Here is a 24,907-nt window from a genome sequence, read left to right as displayed (position 1 = left end):
CGCTCACTCATCTCGTTCACCCATGTTCGCTCTCACCCGTGGTCACTGTCCCGAGGGGCGGCAGTCCGAGGATCTCCCGGAGCCGGGCGGCGAGGCGCGCGACCGTCCGGGGGTCCGTTCCTTCCGCCGCCAGCAGGCCGGCGAGGCGGCGCACCGCGTCGCGGTACGCCTCTCCCGCGTACCGCCAGTCCGCGCGCGCGGAGTGCGCATCGCCCGGCAGGAGCAGGCCGAGGGCCGTGTCCCACGCTTGGGCGGCGTCCGTGTCCGGGAAGGCGCTCCCGAAGTCGGTGAAGGCCGAGTGCCAGATCCGGCGCGACACCGCGGCCGCGACGGTGTCGAGGGCCTCCGGCCACGGTCCTGGGCGGGCCAGCAGCAGCCGCACCTGGTCGAGCGGTGCCAGTCCGCTGCCCCGGACGCCTCCGCCGAGCTGTGCCTCGACGTCCATTCCGGGAGTGATCCCGATCCCCGCGTCCCTCAGTTCGGCCAGGGTGACGGTCTCGGCGCCGGTGAACCCCGGCGGGTTGCCCGGCAGGTCGTCCGCGCTCACCTGACCGGCGATCCACTGGCGTCGGGCCTCCTCGGAAGGGGGTGCCTGGGGCAGGGGGCCGTCGTCGGGGGCGGGCCCGGAGGACTGGGCGGTCGGCCCGGGCGGACGTGTCTCCGACCAGTTCACCGCGTCGTCCTGGGGCGAGGTCAGCACGAGGAGGCTCTCGTTCACCGCCGGCCGCCGGTCGAGGAGCCGGAGGGGCCGCGTCGGCAGCCACACCGTCCGGGCGGCCCCCGTCCGGGCGGCGATCGCCTCGGCCAGGGCGGTATCGCCTGCCCCCGCCCCGACGGGGACGACCGCGACGTCCTGGTCGAGCTGCGCCAGAACGGGATCGTGGGAGAGGAGCTCGGCGATCTCGTCGTAGGGCACCGGGCGGGTGGTGCCGTCCGGCCAGGGCATGTCGGCCTGTCCCGGAGTGGTGCCGCTCAGGTCCAGTACGTACCCGCCGGGATGGGCGCTCTTCCCGGCGCCCTTCCTGTACCAGGGCGCCAGAGCCCCGTGGCTGTTGCTCAGGCCGCCGTCGGGTGAGATCGCATAGCGGTCCGCCCACATGCGGCTCGGGGTGGGCCTCCCCGTCCAACTGCGGCCGGTACTCGCGCCGTTCACGGAGGTGATGAGGGTGCGGTCGTCCAGCGCCCCGTGGCGTTCGAGGTCGTACGCGGCGAGCGCGGTGGGGTCGTAGGCGTCGCGGCCGAGGGCCGCCGCCGTGGCAGCCGTCCGGAGGAGCTCCGTCCGCAGGGTCTCGTCCCGCGGGTCCTCGCCGGTGGTCAGGTGGAGCGCCTTCGTCGTCAGGGCGTCGGGGTCGGGATGGTTCTCCACGCTCTCCACGGCCTTGACCGTGGCCCACAGCGCGTTCTGCCGGTCGGCCGCGGTGACGGGTGCCGACGTGCGCAGCCCCAGCACCTGGCGGGTCCACCGGTCCGGGTCGTGGCGGCCGATCAGTTCGCGGGCCCGGTCCACGGAGGGCAGGGGGGCGAAGTCGGACAGCGCGGACTCCGGGTCGGTGGACAGGCGCGCCGACGCGGCGTCGAGCATCGTCCGTACGGCGTCGGGGTCCGGCGGCGCGGGCCGGGTGCCGGGGGCGGTCGTCAGGCCGTGGTGCGCGCGGGTGACCCGGTCGAGCAGATCGAGCGTCAGCTCGCCGTACTCCCGCGGGTTCCCGTCCCCGCGGCGCATGACCTCCAGGGCGCCGATGCCGCGCAGCAGCCGGTCGTACGTGCCGGCCGGGTCGTCCTTGTCGTTCTCCGCATCGACGCCGAACGTGGCCCGCAGGGCGCGGACCAGTCGCAGTGCCGTGTCCCGGGCCATCGCCGGGGTGAGGTCCGGGACCGCCCCCAGGCCGGCCCGCTCGGCCAGGGCGTCGAGTTCACCGGGGAGCGGTTCGGGGCGCAGCCTCCTCATGTCCACCGGGTCGTTCGCCGGTGTGGTGCCGATCCCGTGGTCGTACAGCTTCCCCTTCTTCCCCTTCGTATAGCGGCTCAAGTGCCGCCTGTCGGGGGCGTAGACGTCGCGCCGTGTGACGTTGGAGACGTCCTGGGCCGCCGACGGGACGGCGAGCGGGTCGGGGACGAACGGGCTGCTCCGCTTCAGGGCGGCCTCGGTGTGTCCTCCCGGTCCGCTCCCCCAGCAGGACAGGAACACGAGGGGAGTGCCCCGGTCCAGCCGGGACACGCTCGGGCGCCGCCGGAGGTAACCGCCGGTTTCCGAACCCCGGACCGGGACGTTGTTCTGGAACATCCGCTCGACCATGAGGGTCTGCCCCGGAACGCCGTGGACCATGAAGAAGTAGGGCTTCCGGCCCTGCCACGGCACCGGCCGGGGGTCGCCGATCGGCTCACCGGTGACCGGGTCGTAGACGGACCACTCCGTCGACCGGATCAGATCCTGGAGCCACGGCTCGCGCTGGAGCAGGTCGGCGCTGTTGACCACCGCGCGGCCGACGGGCCGGCCCTCGTCGGTGAGGGCGACCGACTTGACGTCCGCGTCCCGGAGGGTCCTCCCGTCGATCGTGCGCAGGACGCCTTCTCCGGGTCCCGGCCCTCCCTCGTCCGGCCCCAGGTCGTCGGGGTCACTGGCGATCCACTCGCCCATCGGCTCGCCGATCCACTCGCTCACCGGCTCGCCGATCGGCTCTCCCGCCGGCTCGCCCGTCGACTCGTCGCCGAAGGCCCGGTCGTCGGTCACCTCGATGCGGTGCCGGCCGGTGTCGGGGTGCGGCTTCAGAGCGGTCTCACCGCTGTGCGACCACAGCGTCCTGTCCGTCCGGGCCGCGGCCCTGCGCGGCAGGTCCAGTCCCATGGCGCCGGCGTACGGCGAGACGAGCACCACCTCGGCGGCGTCCTCACGGCCCGCCAGTTCCTCGTCCTGCGCCAGCAGTTCGGTGAACTCCTCCGGCGAGAGCCACCACCGCTTGCTGCCGTCCGGCAGGGCCAGCCGGACCTTCGTGTGGTCGCCGTCCTTCGTCCCGATCACGTACGGGAGGGGAGCACCGGGCCGGCGTGCCCACGGTGACGGCCGGGGGTCCCGGTCGTCACCGTCCACCACGTCGTACGAGGAGGTGTCCATGTCCTGGGCGGACCGGCCCGTCCAGTTCCGGCCCAGCGGGGTGCCGTCCTGTGCGGTCATTCGCGTGGCGTCGGACAGCAGGCCCTGCTTGCCCAGGTGGTAGGCGGTCAGCGCCGCTGGGCCGGTCGCCCGGCCGGCCGCCATCGCCTCGGCCACCAGCTCGTACAGCCTGCGTACGCGGTGCGACAGGTCGTCGGTGTCGAAGCGCACCGGTGCGGGGGCGGGGGCCGTGGACCCGCCGTCCGAGTCGCTGTCCGACCCGTCGTCCGAGTCGGGGTCGTCGCCGGGGTTGTCGTCGAGGTGCAGGAGTTTCCCGGCGAGCCGGTCCGGGCCGGTGAAGTAGTCCGGCCGGCCGAAGTCCTCCGGACTCAGTTCCGCCAGCCGGGCGACGGCCTCCGACAGGGGGGAACGGTCGACCGTGACGACCGCCTGCCGCCGTGCCGCCCGCCCGGTGGCACCGTCGATCGGGCCGACGGCGCCGATGTCCCGGCCGCCGCTCTCCGCGGTGATCGTGAAGTCCTCGGCCCGGACCGTGCCGCCGCGTACTTCCGCGACATCGCGCACGGTCTGCTCGTTGAGCTCCAGCTGACGCCGGATCTCGCCGAGGAGGAGGCCGCGCACGGCGTCCGCCCGCTGCCGGCCGACCGTCCCGGCGTGCTCGACGGCCTCACCGGACAGCGCGAAGCGCGGGCCGTTGCTGTAGCCGGTGACCGTGATCGTGGGGAGCCGGAGACCGGCCCTGAGGTCCCGCAGGCCGGACAGCACGATCTGCTCGGCCAGGTCGGCGAGTCGGCGGCGCTGGTCCGGATCGGTGACGTCCCGGTGGCGGTACTCGAAGGCGACCCGGGACCGGGAGGAGGACGAGGGAGCCGGCGGGGCGGGTCCGTCGTCGTCCGGCACCGCCACGCTCCCGGCCTCGTCGTCGAGGCCGAGGTCGGGGACGGTGTCCGACAGCGCCCCCCGACCGGTCGGCCGCGGCACCGTGTCCGTCGGGGCCGGGGTGTCGGTGGAGACCGGCGGCGCCGCGGGGGCGGTGGGGCCCAGGGCGTCGGAGGGGCTCAGCCGGCCGGTGCGTGCGGCGTGCAGCAGGTGTGCCAGGGCGCCGGCGGTCAGCGACCGGTCCCAGCCGTGCCCGGCGGCGTACCGGCCGACGGTGTGCCGGAGCCCGCCCCAGGTGAGCAGGCCGGGGTCGCTGTTGCCGGCCGCTTGGAAGCGCAGCCCTTCGAAGGCGCCGAAGCCCTCGATCAGCTCGTGGAACTCCGCCTCGCGGTCCGGGTCGGAGTCGATGTGCACGCCGTGGGTCTGCCGCAGGGCCCGCACCCAGTGCCGGGCGCGGTCGGCGCGGTCCGGCAGCCCGGCGGGCAGTCCGCCCAGGTCGGCGAGCGCGTCGAGGGCGACGGTCCTGGGCTCGGGGGGGAACTCCTCGATGTGGCCCACAGGGTTGTCGGGGTCGTCGTCCAGGACCAGGCGCGGCGGCAGGCCGCCCTCGGCCTCGCTCGGCGAGATCTGCCGGTCCACGGTGAAGGCGGTGCGGCGGGTCTCGTTGGCGACGTACTGGGCGGCGGGGGGATGGGTGAGCAGGTCCTGGTCGGCGCGCGTCATGGACATCTCGCAGATCAGCAACCACACCGGCGCCTCGGGGGACAGCGCCCGCAGGCTCCTGCGCCGCGCCAGCATCCGGCCCAACTGCCGGGGGTGGACCGCCTGGTTGGCGCGGGTGCTGCGGCGGGGCACGGTGGTGCGTCCGCTGTCGCCGTGGCCGACGAAGACGTAGGAGTCGGCCAGGCCCCGCGGCAGGGGCAGCAGGTCGCCCTGCCGCCCGGCGTAGACACCGGGCAGCCCTTCCACTTCGTTGGTGTAGTGCCGGATGGCGGACACCACCCGCAGGGCCTCCTCGCGCATCGCCATGTCGTGCGCGTCGAGGAACGCCCGCCCGGTCAGGGCCTGCCCGTCGACCGTGACCAGCGGGTACGAGTGGATGTCGGCGTCGGGGAAGACGGTGCCGTTCGCGGCCCTGACGGTGGCCGCCGGGTCGTCGGGGACCAGTCCCGGGTCGGCGGGGATCCAGGCACCGGCCGGATCGCTTCCGGTGGCCGGCGCGGCCAGGACCGGCACCCGGCGGCCGTCCGGGGCGGCTTCGAGCCGCAGGTCGCCGTAGGTGAACCAGACGCGGGTGCCGGTGCGGTCGGCGATCACCCGTGCGAGGGACTCGTTGCGGCCGTCCTCCTCCCCGATCAGGAGCACCACGGGCACGTTCGGCCGCCGCCCGGGGTCGTGCAGCACCAGTTCGGCGAACTCCTCGTCCGACACCGGCCGTCCGTCCGCCAGTACCGCCCCCTCGGCGTCCCGTTCGGCCACCACCGCGTGGGCGGCGGGTCCCCAGGGCGCGGGGTGGACGCCCCGGGGGTCGGCGACCATGTTCGTGTGCAGCTGGACGCCGGAACGTCCGGTCCAGTTCCTGCCGTGCGGCGTGCCGTCGTCCCCGGCGAGCACGGACTGCTCCGGGTGACCCTGCCGGGTCAGCCCGTAGGCGGCGATGGCGGCCAGGCTGCCGCTCCGGCCCCGGCGGTGGGCACTGCTCACGAGGGTGAGGGCGTCGTAGTGCCGGGCGGCGTCCACCGGTTCGTCCGGCGCCAGGTGCAGCAGCATCCGGGTGATGCCGTCGAGGTCCAGGGCGGCGCCGAAGCGGGGGTGCCCGGCGCGCACCGCCTCGATCACACGCAGGGAGTTGAACAGCCCGTTGCGCAGCTCCGGCGGGAGCGGCTGGGAGCCGAAGGTGGCGTCGACGAGTGCCCACAGTTCCTGGAGACGCTGCTGGACCGCGCTGTCGGTGGGCGGCGGTGCGGCGGCGGACCCCACCGCCGGCAGCGGAGTGGGGTGCGGCAGCGGCAACGGGGCGGGCGTGTGCGGCTGCGGCGCGTGCGCGCCGGTGGTGCCGTCCCACAGGGCGCGCACGGCCACGTAGGAGTCACCGCCGTCGTCCGGGCCGCCCTCGGCGACGTCCCACAGGGCACGGGCGCGGGCCAGCGCCTCGTTCTCGGTGTCGGTGGCCTCGACGGGGTTGACGTCCGCGGGACGCGGCCCGCGGGGGCGGGCCGGTTCGACGCTGCGCGGATGGCGGGGCTCCGGCCGGGGGCCCTCGCCGTACAGCCGGCGCAGCAGGGGGTACAGGGCGGGCTGGCGGGTGCGCACCCACTCCGGTCCCGCGTTGTTGCGGGGCAGCCCGGTGTAGGGGTCGGTGCCGCCGTTGGCCATGAGGTAGACGTTGCTGAGCTGGGCGAAGAACTCCAGTTCGTCACGGCTGCTGTAGTTGGGGGCGCTGCGGCGGCCGTCGGCGTCGTAGCCGTGGAGGGGGCCGTCGGGCCAGTTGCCCGCCTCGCCGGCCCGTGTGGTGGTGCGGAAGGTGTTGGTGATGCGCTGCCGGTCGACGGGGCCCAGACCGTGCAGGTGGATGGTGTGGGCGAACTCGTGCAGGGTGGTCGAGTAGCCGTCGGGATAGGCGGACTTGCCGGTGCCGACGGTGGTGCGCTCGCCGAGCAGGTTCTCCTCGGTGACGGCCGCGGTGCGCGTGCCGACTCCGCGGACGTCGTCCCAGGGGCGGCCGTCGCCGGTGACGGCGCCCCGCAGGAAGCGGAAGGCGTCCAGGGAGGTCAGGGCCTCACCCCTGGGCACCACCACGACCCGTGAGCCGCCCTTGAGCAACCGGGCCGCGACGTCGGGGTCCCGCAGCATCCGGGCGATCTGGGCACGGGCCCGGTCACCGGCGGAGACGGGCTGTTCGACCCCGTCGGGCACCTGCGTCATGAGGCGCGCCGCGACCGAGGCGAACTCGGCCGGGGCGAGTCCGGCGCGCAGGGCGTCCACGAGCACGGGGTCGGCGGCCAGCCGTTCGCGGTGTGCGGGCGGCAGCGACGCCAGCTCCGCGTCACGGTCGGCGGCGGACAGGCCGGGCAGCCGCGCGGCGAGTGCCCGGACCGGGTCCGCGGTCACCTCCGGGCGGGCCCGCAGCCCGTCGGCGAGCGCGGTCAGTTCGGCGCGCAGCGCGGGCAGCTCGGCGTCGGTGACGCCGAGGGCGCTCCAGGTTTCCTCGTGGCGGGCGAGGGCGTCGGGGTCCAGGGCGGCGGAGTCGAGCAGTTCGCTGAGCCGTACGGCGAGGGAGCCGGCGGCGCCGGCGGGCCGCGCGGCACGGTAGGCGTCCTCGCGCGCGAGAACCGGCGTGACCGTGCGGGGGCCGTCGGCGGGGGTGCGGTGCAGCGCCCACAGCAGGTCGAGGAGGTCGCGTCCGCGCAGCTCCGGGTCGGTCCCGGTGGCCAGGGCGAGGGCGGCGTCGGCCAGGGAGTCCTCGGGCCGCGGCACGGTGAAGCCGTCGACCACGACCGTGCCGGGCGCCGGCCGGTCCACCGCCGTGACCGTGATGTCGACGCCGTCCACCGACAGGTCGAGCACCCGGCCGCCGCCCGTGCCGGGCCGGAGCCGCACCGACGCCCCGGGCAGTTCCCGCTCCAGCGCCGCGCGGATCCCGGCGGCGGGGGGCAGGGTGGCCGCGGAAAGCTGGAACTCCACCGCCCCCAGTGGCCGGGACCGGCCGAACTGCACCCGGCCGCGGGCGGCTCCGGCCAGCACCACCGGGTGGCCGAGGCCGTGCAGCACGGCGCCGAACCGGCGCGCGACGTCCAGCTTGCCGGTGTCGTCGCCGGACGGCGCGGGCTGCGTGGCCGAAGGGGCCGGAGCACCGTGGTCGGCCGCGGTGGCGGTGGGTGCCGACGGCGGAGGCGGGGGCGCGGGCTTCGGCGGAGGTGCGGGGACGGCCGCGGCGGTCTTCACCTGGTCGGTCCGGACGACGACGCCCAGCCGGTCGCTGAACAGGGCCGCCACGTTGGTCAGCCAGCCGGCGGCCTCCGCCGCGTCCAGACCCGGACGCACCGACTCGCTCATGTAGCGGCCCGACTTGTCGTTCACCACCCAGGAACGCAGCTTCTCGCTCCAGCGGAACTCGCCGGACACCCGGCTGCGGCCCGGCAGCGTCCGGCCGGCCGTCTTCCCGTCGCCGTCGACGAAGCCGGCGGCGATGCCGGTGTGGCCCAGTCCGTCCAGCGTCCTGCGCAGCGACTCCGCCGTCAGACCGGGGTCCTTCTCCCGCATCCCCGCCAGCAGCGCGTCGAACTGCTCCGGCGTGACGATCCCGCTCGGGTCCTCCGTGCCGAGGATCACCCGCCCCTCATCGGTGACCGTGTACAGCCACACCGCGTCCCGGTTGCCGGTGATCAGCAGGTCGGGATCGACCTCGTCCAACGGCACCCACAGGGGGTTGAGCCGTACGTCGCCGTCCTGGTCGCGTTCCTCGTCCTTGATCCGTTTCGGGAGGACCGGGTCACCGAACCGGTCGCGGGGTCCGGCGTCGCTGCCGTCGTAGTGGTCGACGCCGTTGTAGTAGACCTCCGTCTGCCGCGTGGCGCTGTCGGGCCCGGCACCGCTGACCCGTCGGGGGCCCGACGGGAGCGACCGCACCACGTCGACCCGCAGGTCGAACGCGTGCGCGGCGAGGGGCAGGAAGGTCTCCCCCTCCGGCGTCCCCCAGCGCCGCTCCCAGTTGACGACGGCGTCCAGGAGCGCGGGCAGTTCCGTGTCGTCCAGCGGCGCGGCGCTCTGCGCGTAGGCGGTGGTGAGCAGCCGGCCCAGTGCCTCGTCGTCGAGGTCGCGGAGCGCCGGCAGCAGGTCGTGCCGCTCGAGGTGCTCGAACATCTGGCGCGGGCTCAGGTTCTCGGCCTCCGCCCGGAGCACGGCCCGGGCGTCCTGGGGGGAGACGGCCGGGTCACGGGGCTGCGACGCCAAGCGGGCGTCGACGTACCGCTCGAGCAGATCGGCGGGGTCGAGGGCCTCGGGGACGGGGACGCGCCGGACGTCGTGGTGGGCGAGGAGCGCGAGCATCCCGGCCCGGTTCATTTCCCGGACCCGTGCGGCGAACGCGTCGGTGGCCGTCTGCCGGAACTGGCCGGCGATCTGCGGGTGCAGCCGCCCCGAGCTACGGCGCACGTAGTCCTCGATGTGGGACCGCATGGCACGGAGCGCGGCCCGCGACGGGCCGGACCCGGTGGTGGACCCGGCCTGACGGCGCAGGTCGTCGCGGACCGCTCCGGGGTCCCCGAGCCAGTCGTACGCGGCGCGGTCGGTGACGGCGAGGCCGCCCAGACGGCTGCGGACGTGCACGGGATCTCCGGCCATGAGGGAGTACAGGAGGCACTCCCCCGTGCCGGGCACCGGAACCCGGCGCCCTCTCGCCCGACCGCTGTCGCTCTCCGGCGCGGCGTCTTTCCTACCGTCCCCTTGGGGCGTGTCCGCCTGCGGGGCCGGGGGCTTGAGCTCCGGAGCCGCAGGCTTCAACTCCGGGGCCGGGGGCTTCGGCCCCGGCCCCGGAGCAGGCGGCTTCGGTTCCGGGTCCGGCTTCGGGTCGGGGCTGGTCGGCAGGGCCAGTTGGTAGTGGCGGTCGTCGAGGCTCAGGACCACGTGTGCGCCGGAGTGGGGGGATGCGCCGACGAGTCCCCGGAGGCTCCCGAGTCCCGTCGGGTCCTCGGGGGCGAAGTCCTGGAAACCGCCGTCGCTCCCGACCACCGTGACGCGCACGCCGAAGGCGCGTGCGGCGAGCAGCGGGAGCAGGTCCGCCGCACCGTGGTTCCAGCCGGCCTCCGACGGGGCGTCGCCCCGCCGGAGGAGTTGGGTGACCGCCAGTTCGGCCCGTACCCCGGGGGTCGGATCGGCGACGTGCGGGATCAGACCGCCGAGGCCGTCGAACTCGCGGCGTGCGGGGGTGTCCGTTCCGAGGTCCAGGCCCGCCGCGGCGATCTCCTCCGCGCTGAAGGTGTCGGTGTGGTCGGGGGCGACGGCGGCCAGCAGGTCCTCGTCGGCGTGGTCGGTGAGCCAGGAGGCCATCCTCCGGCGCATCTCGGACATCGCCCGTGGGCCGGCGAGGTCGATGCCCTGCGCGGCCAGCAGCCCCGGAGCGACGCGTTCGAGGCCCTGGGCGAGCGCGCGGAAGAAGGCGTCGCCGTCCTCCGGCACGTCCTGGAGCGTGTACGTCTCGTTCGTGGGGGACGTGAGGACGGTGCCCTCTCCCTCGGCCTTCCTCGTGTAGCGGGGCGGGGCCGGGGGCTTGGCCACGGGTGCCTTGGGCGGGGCCTGATAGGTCACCTCGGGCGGCTCGGCGAGACCGTCCAGTTCCTCCCGGCCCTCCGCGGTGGCCGCGAGCCGGTGCCAGCGGGTGAGCTGGTCCGCCCCGGACCGTACCCGGTGGTACTCCGCCGCGGCCTTCTCCGCCGTGTCCCTGAGTGCGTCCAGCTCGGCGCGCCGGGTCTCGAAGGCGTCGCGTGCCGTGTCCCGGCGGGCGGTGGCGTCGTCGAGGTCCCGGCCGGGCACCCTCGCGGAAAGCAGGGCCGCGTCGAGCCGCGCGTCGGCCGCCGCCTTCCCGGTGCGCGCGGTGTCCAGCCGCAGACCGGCGGCCTCCCGCAGTTTCCCGGCGGCTTCCCGCGCGTCGGCCAGGCGGGCCAGGGCGGCGTCCTCCTCCTCCCGCAGGACCTGCGCCCAGCCGTCGTGTTCGGGTGCGAAGCCGTACTCGTTCCCGGCGAACGCGTCGGCCTCGGCCTGCGCGGCGGCCACGGACCCGTCCGCGAGCTCGTGGTCGCGGCGCGCGTCGCTCTCGGCCTGCCGCAGGGCGGTGTCCGCGGCGTCGACGTCCGCCCGGGCCAGGCCGACCGGGCGCGCGGCCGCGCGGGCGACCCGGTCGGCCCTGTCGAGGGCGGCCTGCGCGGCGTCGAGGTCCGCGCGCAGCCCGCCGGAGGCGCGCCGCTTCTTCCAGTAGGCCTTGTCGGCGTCGACCCACGCCTTGCTCGCCTTCTCGACCGCGTCCCACGCCTTGGAGACGCGCTCGGGGAAGTTCGCGTCGGTGATGATCCGCAGTTCGCGGGCGACGTCCTCCCGGATCCAGGTGACGAGGTACGCCTCGGACCTCATCGCCTGTGGACCCGACCTGGCCCTGGCGAGGGTTCCGCCCCTGACCCGGTTCGCGAGCTTCGAGTCCAGGATGCTGCGGTGCACGTCGCCGACGCCGATCCAGGTGGCCGGGACGGCGAAGAGGAAGGACCGGCCCGTCTTGGGCTTGAGGTTGCGCGAGGTCAGGTGGTCGTCCCCGACCGGCATGCCGTCGCCGTCGAGGTCGTTGGGGCCGGGACCGAAGGCTCCGATCTGGTTGAGGCCCGCCTTGTCGGGAGAGTCGTACAGGAAGGCGCCGCCGAGGCTCGACGACTGGCTGTGCTCGACGGACGACGAGGTGCCGGCGTTGTCCCCGTACCGTCTGAGCACCTCCAGCTTCTTGCCGTCGGCGACCGTCAGCAGCAGCGCGCGGCTGAAGTCGGGCGCCGAGCGCAGCGACAGCTGTCCGGTGTCGGTGCCCATGAGGGACTTCTCGGTCAGCCCCGCCACCTGGTAGCCGCCCGGCTGGGTGGTGTGCGGGAAGAACGCCGTGACCGCCGTGGAGCTGGTGCCGTCCTCCAGCGCCTGCGCCGAGCCGGTGCCGAGGCGGGTCAGCCCGGTCCGCCTGGTCCTGCGGAGGAGGTCGGTGAGGGCGGCGGCGTCGGGACCGCCCTCGGCCTCCAGGGACTGAAGGGGGAAGCCTGCGTCGTACGCCTTGGTGAGGAGGAGCTCGCCGGCCGTGCGGATGTTCTCGACGCCGATGATCCCGCGGGGGTGCATGCCGTTCTCGGGGAAGGTGAACGGCCGTGTGACGCCGTCTCCGTCCCGGACCGTCAGTTCCTCCCCCGCCCTGGAGAGGGGTATCGGCCGGGGCGGACCGGCCAGGGCGGGGTCGGCCGCGGGGTCGGGCGCGGGCAGCAGCCGGCCGGTCCCTTCGTCCTCCCGCGGCCGCACCGGCTCCATCAGGCTGAGCGGCACGTGCTCGCGCAGCTCGCCGACGTCGCCCTCCTCGACGATGCGCAGCCGGCCCCGGAAGCGGCCGAGGGCCGTGGACTTCGCCTCCGCCGGCTCCGTGTCGGCCGGCGCGCCGGTGTTCGGGGTGTCGTCGGCCTCCAGGGTGATGCGCATCCGGTACGGGGTGACGACCTCCGCGTGCGGCTCGGTGGACGCCGCCCGGTAGATCGTGACGGTGGTGACCGTGTGACTGGACGAGACCGTCTTCCGGTTCGAGCCGCCCTCGGTGTACGTGGGTCCGGCGGCCGGGACCTGCGTGTTGCCGGTGTACACCAGCTGGCTGGTCAGCAGGCCCAGGTCCGCCCCGGAGGAGGCCTCCGAGTTCTCCTGGGCGGTCTCGATGGCCCGCCGGTTCTCCTCCAGCTCCGCGCTGTGGTCGAGTCCTTCGAACACCGGCGTCCCGGGGATCAGCTCGACGCGCGCCCGCACCTGCCGGCTGCCGATCCGGACGCTGTCCCAGCCCCAGCCTCCGGCCGTGACCAGCGTCGACGGGGCGGTGGTCGTCATCTCCCCCTTCAGTGCCCGCGTGGCGCGGGCCGTCACCAGCTGCCGGATCCGCTCGCGGCTCGCGTCGTCGAGCCCCAGTTCCGCGATCCGCCTGTCGAACGCGAGCAGGGCGTCGGTGGGGTCCAGCGGGTTCACCGCGTACGTGCCGAAGGCGGTGCCGCGCATCCAGGGCTGCGGCGCCCAGAGCTGATCCGTGTAGCGGGGGACGTCGCCCATGCCGTCGTCGATCAGTCCCATCCGGTGGGCGCTCTTCTCCGGCAGGTGCCCCAGCAGTCCGCCCTGGCCGGTCAGCGCGGTCCCCGCCGCTCCGGCGAAGAGGCTCGGCACGAAGGTCCTGGTCGCCGCGGCCGTTCCGGTCCGGCCCGTGCCCAGCCGGCTGGTGAACAGCGCGAACCAGTGCTGCACGTCGCCGGCGACCAGCACCTGGTGGGTGAACCCCTTGCGGTTCATGTCCGCGACGACCGTGCGCACGACGCTGCGGCTCTGCGCGTGGGACGTCGACACGGGGTTGGCGACGAGGCCGTACGCGCCCATGAGGCCGTGTCCCGGGTTCTGGGCGACGGAGTAGATGAGTTGCCCGCCGAAGACGAAACTGGTGCCGTTGCTGACCTTGCCGGCCGCCTGCCGGGTCCCGCCGAGCGTCATCTCGGTGTCCATGGACATCGACGGGGTGAGGGCCCGCAGGTTCCCGACCGTCGTGGCGTACCGGAAGGTCCCCCACAGCTCGCCGTACGGCCCCTTGCCCAGCAGGCCGCTGCCCACCAGGCCCAGCGGTCCCGAGCTCTGGTCGAAGCCCGACGTCAGGGACTGGGGGGTGAAGGAGCGGACGATCGCGTCCCGGGTGGCGGCGCCTTCCTTTGTCAGCTGCCAGGCGTCGCCCGACGCCGCTCCCAGGACCCGGTCCACCTCCGCGAGGAGGACGGGCGACACCACCATGTTCACGATGACGAACGGATGCTGCCGGAAGGCCTTGAACTGCTCCGTCCCGCGGTCGGCGAGCCGTCCGGCGGGCCGGCTCGCACCGGGGTCCGCGGGCAGCACGAGGTCGCCCTTCGCCAGGGCGAGGGCCCCCTCGGTGGTCATGTGCGCGGGGGCGGACTCGTCGGACAGGTAGGGGTTGGGTGCCCCGTCCGCGTGCGGGTCCGCGTCGGGGGTGTGCTGGACGGGGACGCCGATGAGCACCTGCCCGGTCCTCGGGCCGCCGCCCCGCAGGTGGCCAGGCGGCGTCCGGCCGAAGAGCACGTTGACCGGCTCGTCCAGGACCAGCAGGCCCGGCAGCCCGAGGCCGAGACCGCGGATCAGGCCGCGGGGCCGCCAGTAGCCGCTCATGGCCGCGGTGAGGGACAGGTCGTAGCGGTACAGGTGGGTGGGCTGGTTGCTCACCGACATCGGCTCGTTGGTGACGGTCGAGCCGAAGCCGGTCTCCGTCTCCCACTGCCAGCCCCCGCGTACGCCCAGGGTCAGCCCGAGCGTGTTCCGGGGCAGGCCGGCGAGGTCGTCGACGGTGTTGTCACGGCCCGAGAAGGTGCCCTCGAAGCCCAGGTCCAGACCTCGTTTCGCGCTCGTCTGGCCGTCGATGCGGTCGACGCCCTGGGCGCTGAAGCGCATGCCCTCGCTGTCGTCCCTGCCCTCGTACCGCCGTCCGGTCAGCGTCCCGTGGACCCGGACGGTGTAGTAGGTCTGTCCGACGGAGTCGGGATCGGTGAGTCTGATCGGCAGGCCGACCGTGGTCAGCCCTTCCAGGTTCCCGGTGACGTTCTGCTGGGACAGCACGCCGAGGACCTGCAGGGTGTTCTGGAGCGCGATGCGGTACTTGACGGGGTCGGTCCACCGGGGCGGCACGGGAAGGCTCTGGGCCGCCCGGAGCACCCGGCCGGGATCGCGTTCGAGCAGTTCGCCCAGGCGGGCGCGCCAGCCCTTCGGCAGGTTCGGCGGCAGCAGCTGGTCGAGGGGCACCACCAGGCCTTGGCGCAGGTGGGAGATGGCGTCGACCACGTCGTCGGCGAACGCGTCCAGCAGGGTGCGGCCGACGCCGTCCGCCGCGTCCGGGGTGACACGGGTGCGCCGGCCGTCGTCGAAGGCGAACTCCTTCACCCGGTGCATGCCCAGGGTGCGCGGCCGGTCCACGGTCAGGTAGGCGGGCACGAACGGCGGGGCGACGCCGTTGCGCAGGGCGAACGTGGTCCCGTCGTCCCATCCGGCCAGCCGTCGCGCCTCGGAGCTGGTCATCCGGTCCAGGCTCCAGGTGAGGAAGCGCGTCGGCGGTGCGTCGTCACCGGACCGCCGCACCCGCACCGACTTCACGACCAGGTAGAGGGCGGTCCTGGGGCCCTTCACCTGCCCGGCCGACTTCAGGGTGCCGGCCGCGCCGAGCCCGGCCGACCAGGTCTTCGCGAACGAGGCCTGGAGGGTCGGCCCGAGCTGGAGCCGCAGGTCGAAGGGGGCCGTGCCGGGGTCGTGGAAGTTGAAGGCGGGTCCGGCGACGGCCTGCAGCAGCAGGCTCCTGCCGTGGGCCCGGCTCCGCTCACTGCGGACCGTCGAGGTGTTGATGTCCCGCATCTCGGCCTGGTCGGTCTCGCCGACGAGCACCGCAGCCCGCGGGATCAGTTCCTCCACCACGAAGGCGCCCAGCGGTGACTTCTTCTTGTCGTCGGCGAACAGCTGCGGGGTGGTGATGCGGCCGCGCGCCATCGTGCCGCCGTGCCGTTGGAAGCTGTCGCCGGAGAAGAAGCTGTCCAGCTCGGTGTAGGCGGAACTGCCGGGCAGGGCTCCGATCCGGGCGGCCGCCCAGTCACGGATCGCCGCGACGGGGCCGAAGCCCTCGATGCGGACGAAGCGGTACTGGGAGTCGCGGTCCAGGGTCATCGTCCGGGGGATCCGGCCCGGCTCCGGCATCCTGGTCACGCTGTCGGGCAGGCGCACGCGCAGGCCGCCCCGGATGCCGAAGGCGAACCGGGCGGGCGGGGCCGGTTCGGTCCTGGTCTCGGTCCTGGTGTCGGTCGTGCTCTCGTCCGTACGGGTGTCGGTGCCCGTGATGTCCCGTCCGGCGGCGTCCGTGACGCGCATCTCGTAGTGGATGTCGTCCAGGTACGCCCGTGACGTGTCCAGCGTCCGGGTCTCCATCTGGTTCATGCGCTGGTCGGTCAGGGTGTAGCCGACCTTGTTGATGAAGCCGAACCGCACGGCGAGCCGGCCGAAGCCGCTGAACGCCGCGCTGCCCGCCGGGCCGATCGGCCCGCCGAGACCGTACTGGGAGTTGGCCTGCATGTTCTTGGTCAGTCCGAAGGCCGCGGCCGCCCGGTGCATGCTGTCGATCTTCGTCGAGTCGCCGACGCCGTCGTCGAACGGGGTCCAGTTGCCGTAGTGACGCGCTCTGACCCACAGGACGCGCTTCTTCCCGTCCGCGTTGACGTACGGGAAGGGGCGCCCCTTGCCGTCCGCCAGCGTCTTCGGCTTGTCCCGGAGCGTCTGCCGGATGTCGTCCAGCAGTCGTGCGCCGTCCTCGGGCCGGGCGTTCGGCCGGCTCCCCAGTTCTCGGTCGATGGCGTCCAGGGCCTGTTCGTAGCCCCGCAGGACGACCGTGCTCTGGCCGAAGGTGCCCGGGCTGGCGAGGAGTTGTTCGAGTTCCGCGGGGGACAGGTCGGACGGCAGCAGCGACCGGAGGTCGTCGACGTACGCGGGCATCCGCCTGCCGTCCTCGAACCGGGTCGGGGTGCGGCGTACCGGCGGGGGCGTCATGGCGGGGTCGAGGCGGGGGGCGTCCGGGGACGGCGGGTCCGGCTCCTCGGACGGGAGCGGGCCGCCAGGAGCCACGGTCGTGCCTCCGGCCGTGACCGTGGTGGGCGACAGGCGGGTGTCCGCCGGGGACGCGGAGACCGGCCGGGCGGCCGACCAGTCGTCGGCCTGCTGACGCCGGCCGTCCGCCATGGGAAGCAGGGAGAGGACGTGCGGCAGCGACGGGTCGCTCTGTGCGAGCAGGCCCACGGGACCCGGTGAGGTCCACACACCGCGGGCAGTCCCGGTGCCGAGGAGGGCCCGCCGGTCGGCGGCCGGCGGGTCCGTCGGGGCCGGGGTCGTGGAGGCGAGGACGATGTCTGCCGTGCGCGGGAAGTCGTTCAGCGCCGGGTCCACCGCGAGCAGTTCGGCGATCTCCTCGTAGGGGACCGCGGCGCGGAATCCGCCGGGCAGCTCCATGGTGAGGTGGTTCGGCCCGGCCTCGCCCCGCACCAGGTACGGGGCGGGCTCGGTGGGGTCGGTGGTCCACGGCATCCTCGCCCGGCGCAGCGGGCGGTGGCCACCGTCCGGTGTCGCCGCCATGACGAGGGCGGATGTGACGTCCACCGCCGCACCCGGTGGGCCCGGCGTCCAGCTCCGGCCGGCCGGGGCACCCGAGTCGTCGAGCAGCAGGGTGTCCGGCGCGAGGGCGCCCAGGGTCTCCAGGTGGAACGCGCCCAGCGCGACCGGGTCGTCCACGTCGACGCCGACGGCCGCCGCGCGCGCCACCAGGTCCAGGAGGTCGGGCAGCCGGTCCGGGTCGGGCCGGCCCAGGTGCAGCACCCTGCCGGTGAGGGCGACCGGGTCGGGGGTCCTGCTCTCCCACTCCAGGGCCTTCACGGTCGCCCAGAGGAGCCGGGCCCGCTCGGGCGCCCCGATGACTGCCCGGTCCGGGTCCAGCCCCAGGATGTGGGCGGCCTCATCGTTCACTTCCTCGTCCGTGAGACCGTCCAGCCCTTCGGCCACGGTGGTCACGTGCGGCAGGGTCACGAAGTCGGTGAGTGCGGCGCCGGGGTTCACGCGCAGGGCGTCAAAGGCCCTGGCCAGCAGGTCCCGGTAGGAGTCGGGCGCCAACTCGCTGTCCGGGTCGCCGTGTTCCGTCGCGCGGATCTCGCGGGCCGCGCGCTCGAACAGGTCCAGGCTGAACGGGACGGCTTCGCGCAGCACCGGGTCGGCGGCGCGCAGGGACTCCAGCGCGCCGATGCCCGCGAGAAGTTCGCCGTAGCGGGTGTCGTCCTCGATCGCCACCCCGAACGTCAGCCGCAGCGCGCGCACCAGCCGCAGTGTCCGCTCGCGGACCTCCTCCGCGGCCGGTCCCACCGGATCCGTGTGCAGGCCCGCCACGCGGGCGCGGTCGTCGAGCGCGGCGTCGCCGGGTTCCGGCCGGTGCTCCACCCACCTCCCGCGCCGTCCCCGGGAATCAGTGAGGATGTAGTGGGAGACCCGGCCGTCCTTCTCGAACTTGAAGCCGACCTCCTGGGTGGCGCCGTAGACGGTGCGGCCGGTCTCGTCGGCCACGTGCTGGCTCTGACCGACGTCGGCCAGCGGGTCGGGGGCGAACGTGTCCGTGACCAGCTTGCGCCTGCGGGTGAGGCCCGGCGGTGTCGCGGCGAAGCACTCCTGCATGACGATGGCGTGGTCCTTGGGAAGCCGCGCCACGCTCGGACGGCGCCTGAGCATGCCTCCCGTCGCCCGCTCCCGTTTCCGGTGGCGGGGGTTCGACCGGGTCGGCAGCGCCGTCTCGCCGGGCGAGCCGTGGCCGGCGAAGACGTACACCGGTTTGCCGGCGAACGGTACCGGCTCGTCGTCCTTGACCCAGGTCCCGTCCTGCCGGTTGACGTGGTAGAGCTCGGTCGCCGTCGCCGAGTGCCGGATCCCCGGCAGCAGCCGTGCGCGCTCGCCGTCCTCGAAGACGGCCCTGCCGATCGACCCCTTGTCGGTGACGATGGTGTGGGACAGCAAGTCCTGTTCCCAGAAGGGGGCGCGGGCGGACTCCGCGGGGTCGGGCAGCAGGCCGGGAGAGCTGCGGATCCAGTCGGTGCGGTCGCTGCCCCGGGCACTCCGCAGGGGCACGACGTAGGGGTGGGAGGCGCTTCCGTCCGGGCCTTCGGCGACGTCCGCGACCCCGTTGGCCGCCCAGACGTCCCTGCCTACCCGGTCCGCCGCCCGTCGCGGCAGCTCCAGGCCCCCTCCCCCGGCGTCGGAGACGAGCAGAAGCACCGGCACGTCCGCCGGGAGTCCGCTCAACTCGGTGTCCAGAGCGAGTAGTTCGGCGAACACGTCGAGGGGCACCGCGCGCGGGGCGCCGTCGTGGCCGCGTACGACGACCTGGTCACGGTCGCCGTCCGCCCGCACGACGTAGGGGTCCGGGCCGCCGGGCCGGTGCCAGGGCGCGGGCCCCACCTCGTCGCGTGACAGGCTGCCGTCGGCCCGGGGCCCGGTCCTTCCCGTACGGGTGAGGTCCAGGTCGTCGAGCCTGTCCTTGCCCCGGGTCCAGTCGCGGCCGCGGGGGCGCCCGTCGACGCCGGTGGTCATGGCGTGGGTGGGCGACAACACGCCCTGGCGCTGGAGGTGGAGCGCGGCGAGGGCGGCCAGGCTGCCCACCGGCTCCGCCGTCTGTGCCGTGGCCAGCCCCAGCAGCCGGCCGCGCTGCACGTTGCTCACCGGATCGGCGGGTCCCAGGAGCAGTACCCGGCGGGCCACGGCGTCCAGGTCGAGCGGGCCGGAGTCCAGCAGGGGGTCGGTCCGGCGGAGCCGGTCGAGGCGCGCGAGCCCGTCGCGGATGTCCGGGTACAGGGGACTCGTCAGGACGTCGGGACCGTAGATGTCCTCCAGCAGTCCCCGGTGCCGGACCTCCTCCGGGGTCGGCTCCTCCCTCCGGTCCCCGTCCACGCCGTGGTCCTGGTGGTCGGACGGCGGAGCGTCGAAACCCTCCAGCAGGCCGTCCAGGCTCGGCAACGGGATGTCGAGCCCCCCGACCGGTCCGGGTTCGAGAAGGCCGGCGAGCGCGGCGGGCGGCTCGGACGGGACCTCGCCCCCGTCGCGGTCCGCGAAGGTGACGTCGTCCACTCGGGTGTCGTCGGCGCCGGGCCGGACGGCCGCCCAGTCGGCCGCCGCGGGACGCCCCGGCGCGCTGGGCAGGAGTGAGGTGACGTACGGCCGTGACGGCCCGGTCGGGGCCAGGCTCACACTGCCCTGCGAGGCCCACACGGTACGGCCGGTCCCGGCGCTGACGACGGCCCGCGGATCGGTGTCCGGGGTGCCGCCGCCGGCCGGTCCGGTGGACGCCGTCGGGGCCGCCCTCGGGACGGCCAGGACGATGTCCGTGGTGTCCTGCGGGCGGGTGTTGAGCACCGGGTCGCGGGCCAGCAGCTCGGCGACCTCGTCGTAGGGCACCCGGGCGCGGAAGCCACCGGGCAGGGTCATGAGGAGGTGGTCCCGGCCGCCGCCCGCCCACACCAGGTAGGCCGGCAATCCGCCGGGGGCGCTCCACGGCGGGCGTTCCTGGCCCACGGCCCGGTAGCCGCCGCCCTGTTGCGGGGCGGCGACGACGACACGGTCGGTGAGCGTGGTCGTGGCCGCGTCGGGCGGGGCCGGGGACCAGCGCCGCCCGGTCGGTACGCCGTTGGGGTCGAGCAGCCGGGTCCGTGGTCCGAGGGCTCCCAGGGTCTCCAGGTGGAACGCGCCCAGCTCGGTCGGGTTGTCCACGTCGGCGCCGACGGCCGCCGCTTGGGCGACCAGGTGGAGCAGCTCGGGCCGCCGGGCCGGGTCGGGCCGGTCCAGGTGCAGCACCCTGCCGGTGAGGGCGTCCGGGTCGGAGGTGCGGCTCTCCCACTCCAGAGCCTTGACCGTGGCCCAGAACAGCCGGGCCCGCTCGACCTCCCCGACGGCCGCGGGGCCGTCGTCCAGGCGCAGGACGCGGGCGGCCTCGGTGTCCAGCTCCTGCTCCGTCAGGCCGCCCAGCCGCTGTGCGGCGGCGGTGACGTGGGGCAGGGTGACGAAGTCGGAGACCACGGCGCCCGGCTGTCCGCGTACGGCGCCGGCGGCGTCGGTGAGCAGGTCCCGGTAGGCGTCGGGGCCGGTGACACCCGGCCGGCGGGCGTGGGCCGCGCGTTCGAACAGGTCCATGGAGAACGGGCCGAGGTCACGCAGGGCCGGGTCGGCCGCCCGCATGGTCTCCAGCGCGCCGATCCCGGCGAGGAGGTCGCCGTACCGGCTGTCGTCCTCGATCGCCGCCCCGAAGGCCAGCCGCAGCGCGCGCACCAGCCGCAGGGCCCGCTCGCGGGTGGTGTCCGTGACGGGCTGCGCGGGGTCGGTGTGCAGGCCGGCCGCGCGGACGCGGTCGTCGAGCAGGTCGTCGACGGGTTCCGGCCGGTGCTCCACCCACTGGCCGCGCCGCCCCCGCGAGTCCGTGTAGAGGCGGTGGACGAACGTCCCGTCCGGCAGCGTCGCGAAGCTGACCATGTGGGTGCCGCCGTACGTCGTGCGCCCGGTCTCGTTGGCGACGTGCTGGCTCTCGCTGACGACCGCCAGCGGGTCGGGGACGAAGGTGTCGTCGATGCCCCTGCGGGTGCGGACCACACCCGGCGGCTGGGCGCTCGAACACGCCTCCATCAGCACGGCGTGGTCCGCGGGGAGCTGGGCCAGGCTCGGACGCCGCCTGAGCATCCGGCCGGTCTCCCGCTGGTGGGTGTGGTGCCTCGGGTCCGTCGTGGTCGGCACCCGGACCGCGCCCGGCCGGGCGTGGGCGCTGAAGACGTACGCCGGTTTGCCGGCGAACGGAACCGGCTCGTCGTCCTTGACCGCGTCCTTGGTGACCGGGTTGTAGTGCCACAGCTCCGACGACTGGGTCGCGAGCTTCAGCACCGCGATCCGGCGCGGGGCCTCGGCGTCCTCGAACACGCCTCTGCCGATGGTCACGCCCCCGTCGCCGACGACGCTGTGCGACAGCATCTCGCGCTCCCATTCCGGCGCGTCCTCGCGCTCCGCCGGGTCGAGCACCTGACCGGGGGTGCTGCGGATCCAGTCGGCGCGCGGCAGCCCCTGCCCGAACAGCAGGGAGACGACGTGCGGCTGCGACGGGTCGCGCTGCGGGGACACCTTCACGGTGCCGTTGGCCGCCCAGACCTCCCTGCCGATCCGGTCCGCCGCCCGGCGCGGCAGGTCCAGGCCGCGGGCCCCCGCGTCGGGGACGAGCAGCACCACGGGGGTGCCCGGGGGCAGCCCGGCGAGCCGGGGGTCGCGGGCCAGAAGTTCGGCGAACACGTCGATCGGCACCTGGCGCGGGGCGCCGTCGTAGCCGCGTACGACGATCCGCCGGTGGTCGCCCTCCGCCATGACGACGTACGGCTCCGGCTCACCGGGCCGGTGCCAGGGCGCGGGCTGCACGTCGCCGCGGCCCAGGGTGCCGTCGGGCTGCCGGGCCACCTTCCCCACCTCGGTGAGGTCGAGGTCGGGGATCGTGGCGTTCGTCCAGTTGCGGCCCCACACGCCGCCGTCGTCGGCGGTCAGCGCCTGGGTGGGGGACAGCACGCCGCGGAGTTCCAGGTGGAAGGCGGCCAGGGCGGCCAGGCTGCCCGCCGACTCCACCGCCGGGTCCATCGCCACCCGGAACAGCTCGCCGCGCTGCGCGTCGGTCACCGGGTGGGCGGGGTCCAGGAGCAGCACCTGACGGGTCAGGGAGTCCAGGTCGAGCGGGCCGTCGCGGAGCGCGGGGACGGTCTGCCGGAGCTGGTCGAGGTGCGCGAGGGTGTCGCGGAGGGCGGGGTGGAGGTGGCTCGTCCCGATCGCGGGACCGAACACGTCCGCCAGCAGACGGTCGTACAGCGCCTCGGTGGCCGGGTCCGACTCGGGCTCGGAACCGAACTCGGATTCGGACGCATCCTGGTCGTCCTCCCAGTCCATGATCATGTCGACCGAGTCCGGGGAACCGGGCGCGGAGGACTCCCCGGTCGGGATCCCGTCCGGCGCCCGGGAGCTGAGCGGTGTCTCGTCGACGGTGAGCGGCTGGGCGGCCGGCGCCTCGCGGGAGAGGACCAGGGCGGGCTCCGCCGTGGAGCCGGTGGTGGCCGGCAGGTCCTCGGACTCGGTGCGCACGGGCCGGTAGGGATCCGGATCGTCGGACGTGGTCCGGGTCTCGGCCCTCGGCACCGCGGAGGACGGGCGGGACTGCCCGGACTCCTCGGGCGCGGGGGTGCGGATGTCGTCCGGGTCGGCCGTGTCCGGGTTCGGCGTCCCGGCGGTGACCGCCGGGTCGCCGGACGGTGTGGTCTGGGGCCGCGACGGCGCGGTGGCGTTCGGCGAGGCGTGGCCCGGGGAGGCGGTGGTCGACGGGGTGGGCGCGGTGGAGGTCGCGAGGGGCGCCTGTGCGTTCGGCTGTTGCTGTTGCCCGTCGGGGGCGGACCGGGTCGTGTCGCCGTCCGTGGACCGCTGTCGTTCGGTCCCGTCCGGCGCGAAGTCGCTGCCGCCCGTCCGGGCCGACGGCAGATCCGGGACGGAGGAGCCGACGGTGGTGGTTCCGTCGACCGGCAGGGTGTCGTCCGTGTCGCCGGTCCAGTCGGTCCCCGGGGCCCGGGCCACCGACGGGGTGAGGGTGGAGAAGACGGTGTCGGTCGCGGTGTCGGTGACGTCCACCGGGGAGTCCCGGTAGGCATCCTCGTACGTGTTCGGCGAGGTGGTGGAGGACGACGGCTTGACCGTTCCCGCCGCCCCGGGGAGTCCGTACGCGTCGGTGGTGTCGTCTACGCCGTGGACCGTGTCGTAGTCCGGGAGGGACGAGGAGGAGACGGAGGAGACCGACGAGACGTCGCTGATGCGGCTGGTGTCGCTGAAGACCGACGAGACGTCGCTGATGCCGCTCGTGTCGCTGAGGACCGACGCGGTGTCGCTGGTGTCACCGGCGGAGGTGACGGAGTCGTCGTAGGTGTCCCGGTACGTGCCGCCGCTCGTGTACGGGGCGTTGTGCGTGCCGCCGCTCGTGTACGTGTCGCCGGACGTGTACGTGTCGGACGTGTCGCCGGACGTGTACGTGTCGGACGTGTCGCCGTAGGTGTCGCGGTACGTGCCGCTGCTCATGTACGGGGCGTTGTACGTGCCGCCGCTCGTACCGTCGGACGTGTACGTGTCGCCGTAGAGGTCCTGGTGCGTGCTTCCGCCGTCGTACCGGTTCTCGTACTCGTACCGGTCGCCGCCCGCGCTCGTGCCGCCGTTCCCGCTGCCGCCGCCCGGCAGGCCGTTCACGTCGCCGGATCCGGTGTTCTGGAAGTAGTTCTTGTAGACGAACTTGCCGCCGAACTCCGCCCCGGTGGAAGCCGCTTCGAAGATCAGTCCGCTGAGGCCGGCGCTCAGGAACGTACCGGGGTTGAGGGTGAACGTGCCCAGGAAGATCAGGCCGGTGAAGGCCTCGGCGAAGGTTTCCGCCTGCCCCTCGTTGACGAAGCTGAACGGAAGCTCGGAGACCTCCTTCCAGAAGTTGTTGTTCTTGAAGTACTTGTTGATGAACCTTCCGCCGATCTCCCCGAAGACGCCTCCGAAGAGTCCCGCGAACGCGCCGGCGACCGCCGACTGGCCGATCTCCGTCCAGTCGAACTTGGTGCGCCGGCGCTCCGGGTCGTCCGGCGCGGTCATGGAGATCAGCTGCGAGGCGAACGCGACGAACGCCTCCTGGATCGCCTCCAGCAGCACCGAGAGCGGTGTGGGGACGGCGCGTCCCAGCCGCTGGAGGATCAGCAGGATGGTGAGCGCGGTGCGGGCCTTCTGGATGGCGATCTCGGTGAGCGACGTACCGCCGGTGAAGACCGCCAGCGCGGCGATCAGGGCCAGTTCGATGTTCATCAGGATGAACTCGATGAGGATCTGGTACTTCGCCTCGGACAGCTTGATGGAGCGGTTCACCTGCTGGGCGCCCAGGTCCCGGAGTTCGTCGGAGAACTTCTGCAGGTGGTTCTGGCCGTTGTCGTCGACGAAGAGCTTCATCGCGGCGACGAACTCCTGGGCGATCCGCGGGGGGAGCGAGTTCCCGGCGGTGGAGATCGCCCCCTTCATCGCGTCGGACAGGTCCCTGACGTCGTCCGCCAGCCGTTTGTAGGGGTTACGGCTGTCGAAGCCCCGGTCCTCGTTGCCGGTGGCGACGTTCGCGCCGACCCACACCTCGATGAACTCCCGCAGGCCGGGCGGGAACATGATGGCCATTCAGCGCCTGTTCCCGCTCTCCGAGCCGTGCGCCTCGATGTCCTCCACGGCCTGTGTCTGCGGCCGCTGCACGTGGTCGGCCTCCGCGGCGACCGCGTCGACCAGCGCCATGAACCCCCCGGTGATGGACAGGACCGTGTCCGCCACCTGCTGCTGCTCGCGCCGGACCTGCTCGCCGACCGCGTTGGCGAACTCGTCGTCGCCGCCCTCCTCGCCCCACCAGCCCGAGTACTGCGCGCAGCCGGTCTCGAACCGGGGCAGCATCTCGTCGCCGTAGCGGACGGCGTCGGCGAGGTGCCTGGAACCCTGCAGGATCGCCTGGATGTCGGCGGAATAGTTGCCGGACAT

2 protein-coding genes are annotated in these 24,907 nt (G+C 74.3%); both read right to left on the bottom strand.

Annotated elements, in window-relative coordinates; all coding sequences use genetic code 11:
• Positions 1-16 precede the first annotated feature (16 nt).
• Positions 17-24,559, bottom strand: coding sequence for a lonely Cys domain-containing protein (locus ACZ6A9_RS23995; RefSeq protein WP_468988769.1), 24,543 nt, complete (start codon positions 24,557-24,559; stop codon positions 17-19).
• Positions 24,560-24,907: a hypothetical protein gene (locus tag ACZ6A9_RS23990; protein WP_468988766.1), complete on the bottom strand. Its 348-nt coding sequence runs from the start codon at positions 24,905-24,907 to the stop codon at positions 24,560-24,562.

The sequence above is a fragment of the Streptomyces sp. NPDC041124 genome (assembly GCF_055592385.1).
Note: the sequence above shows the minus strand (reverse complement) of the source record. Positions and strands in the feature narration are given on the sequence as shown.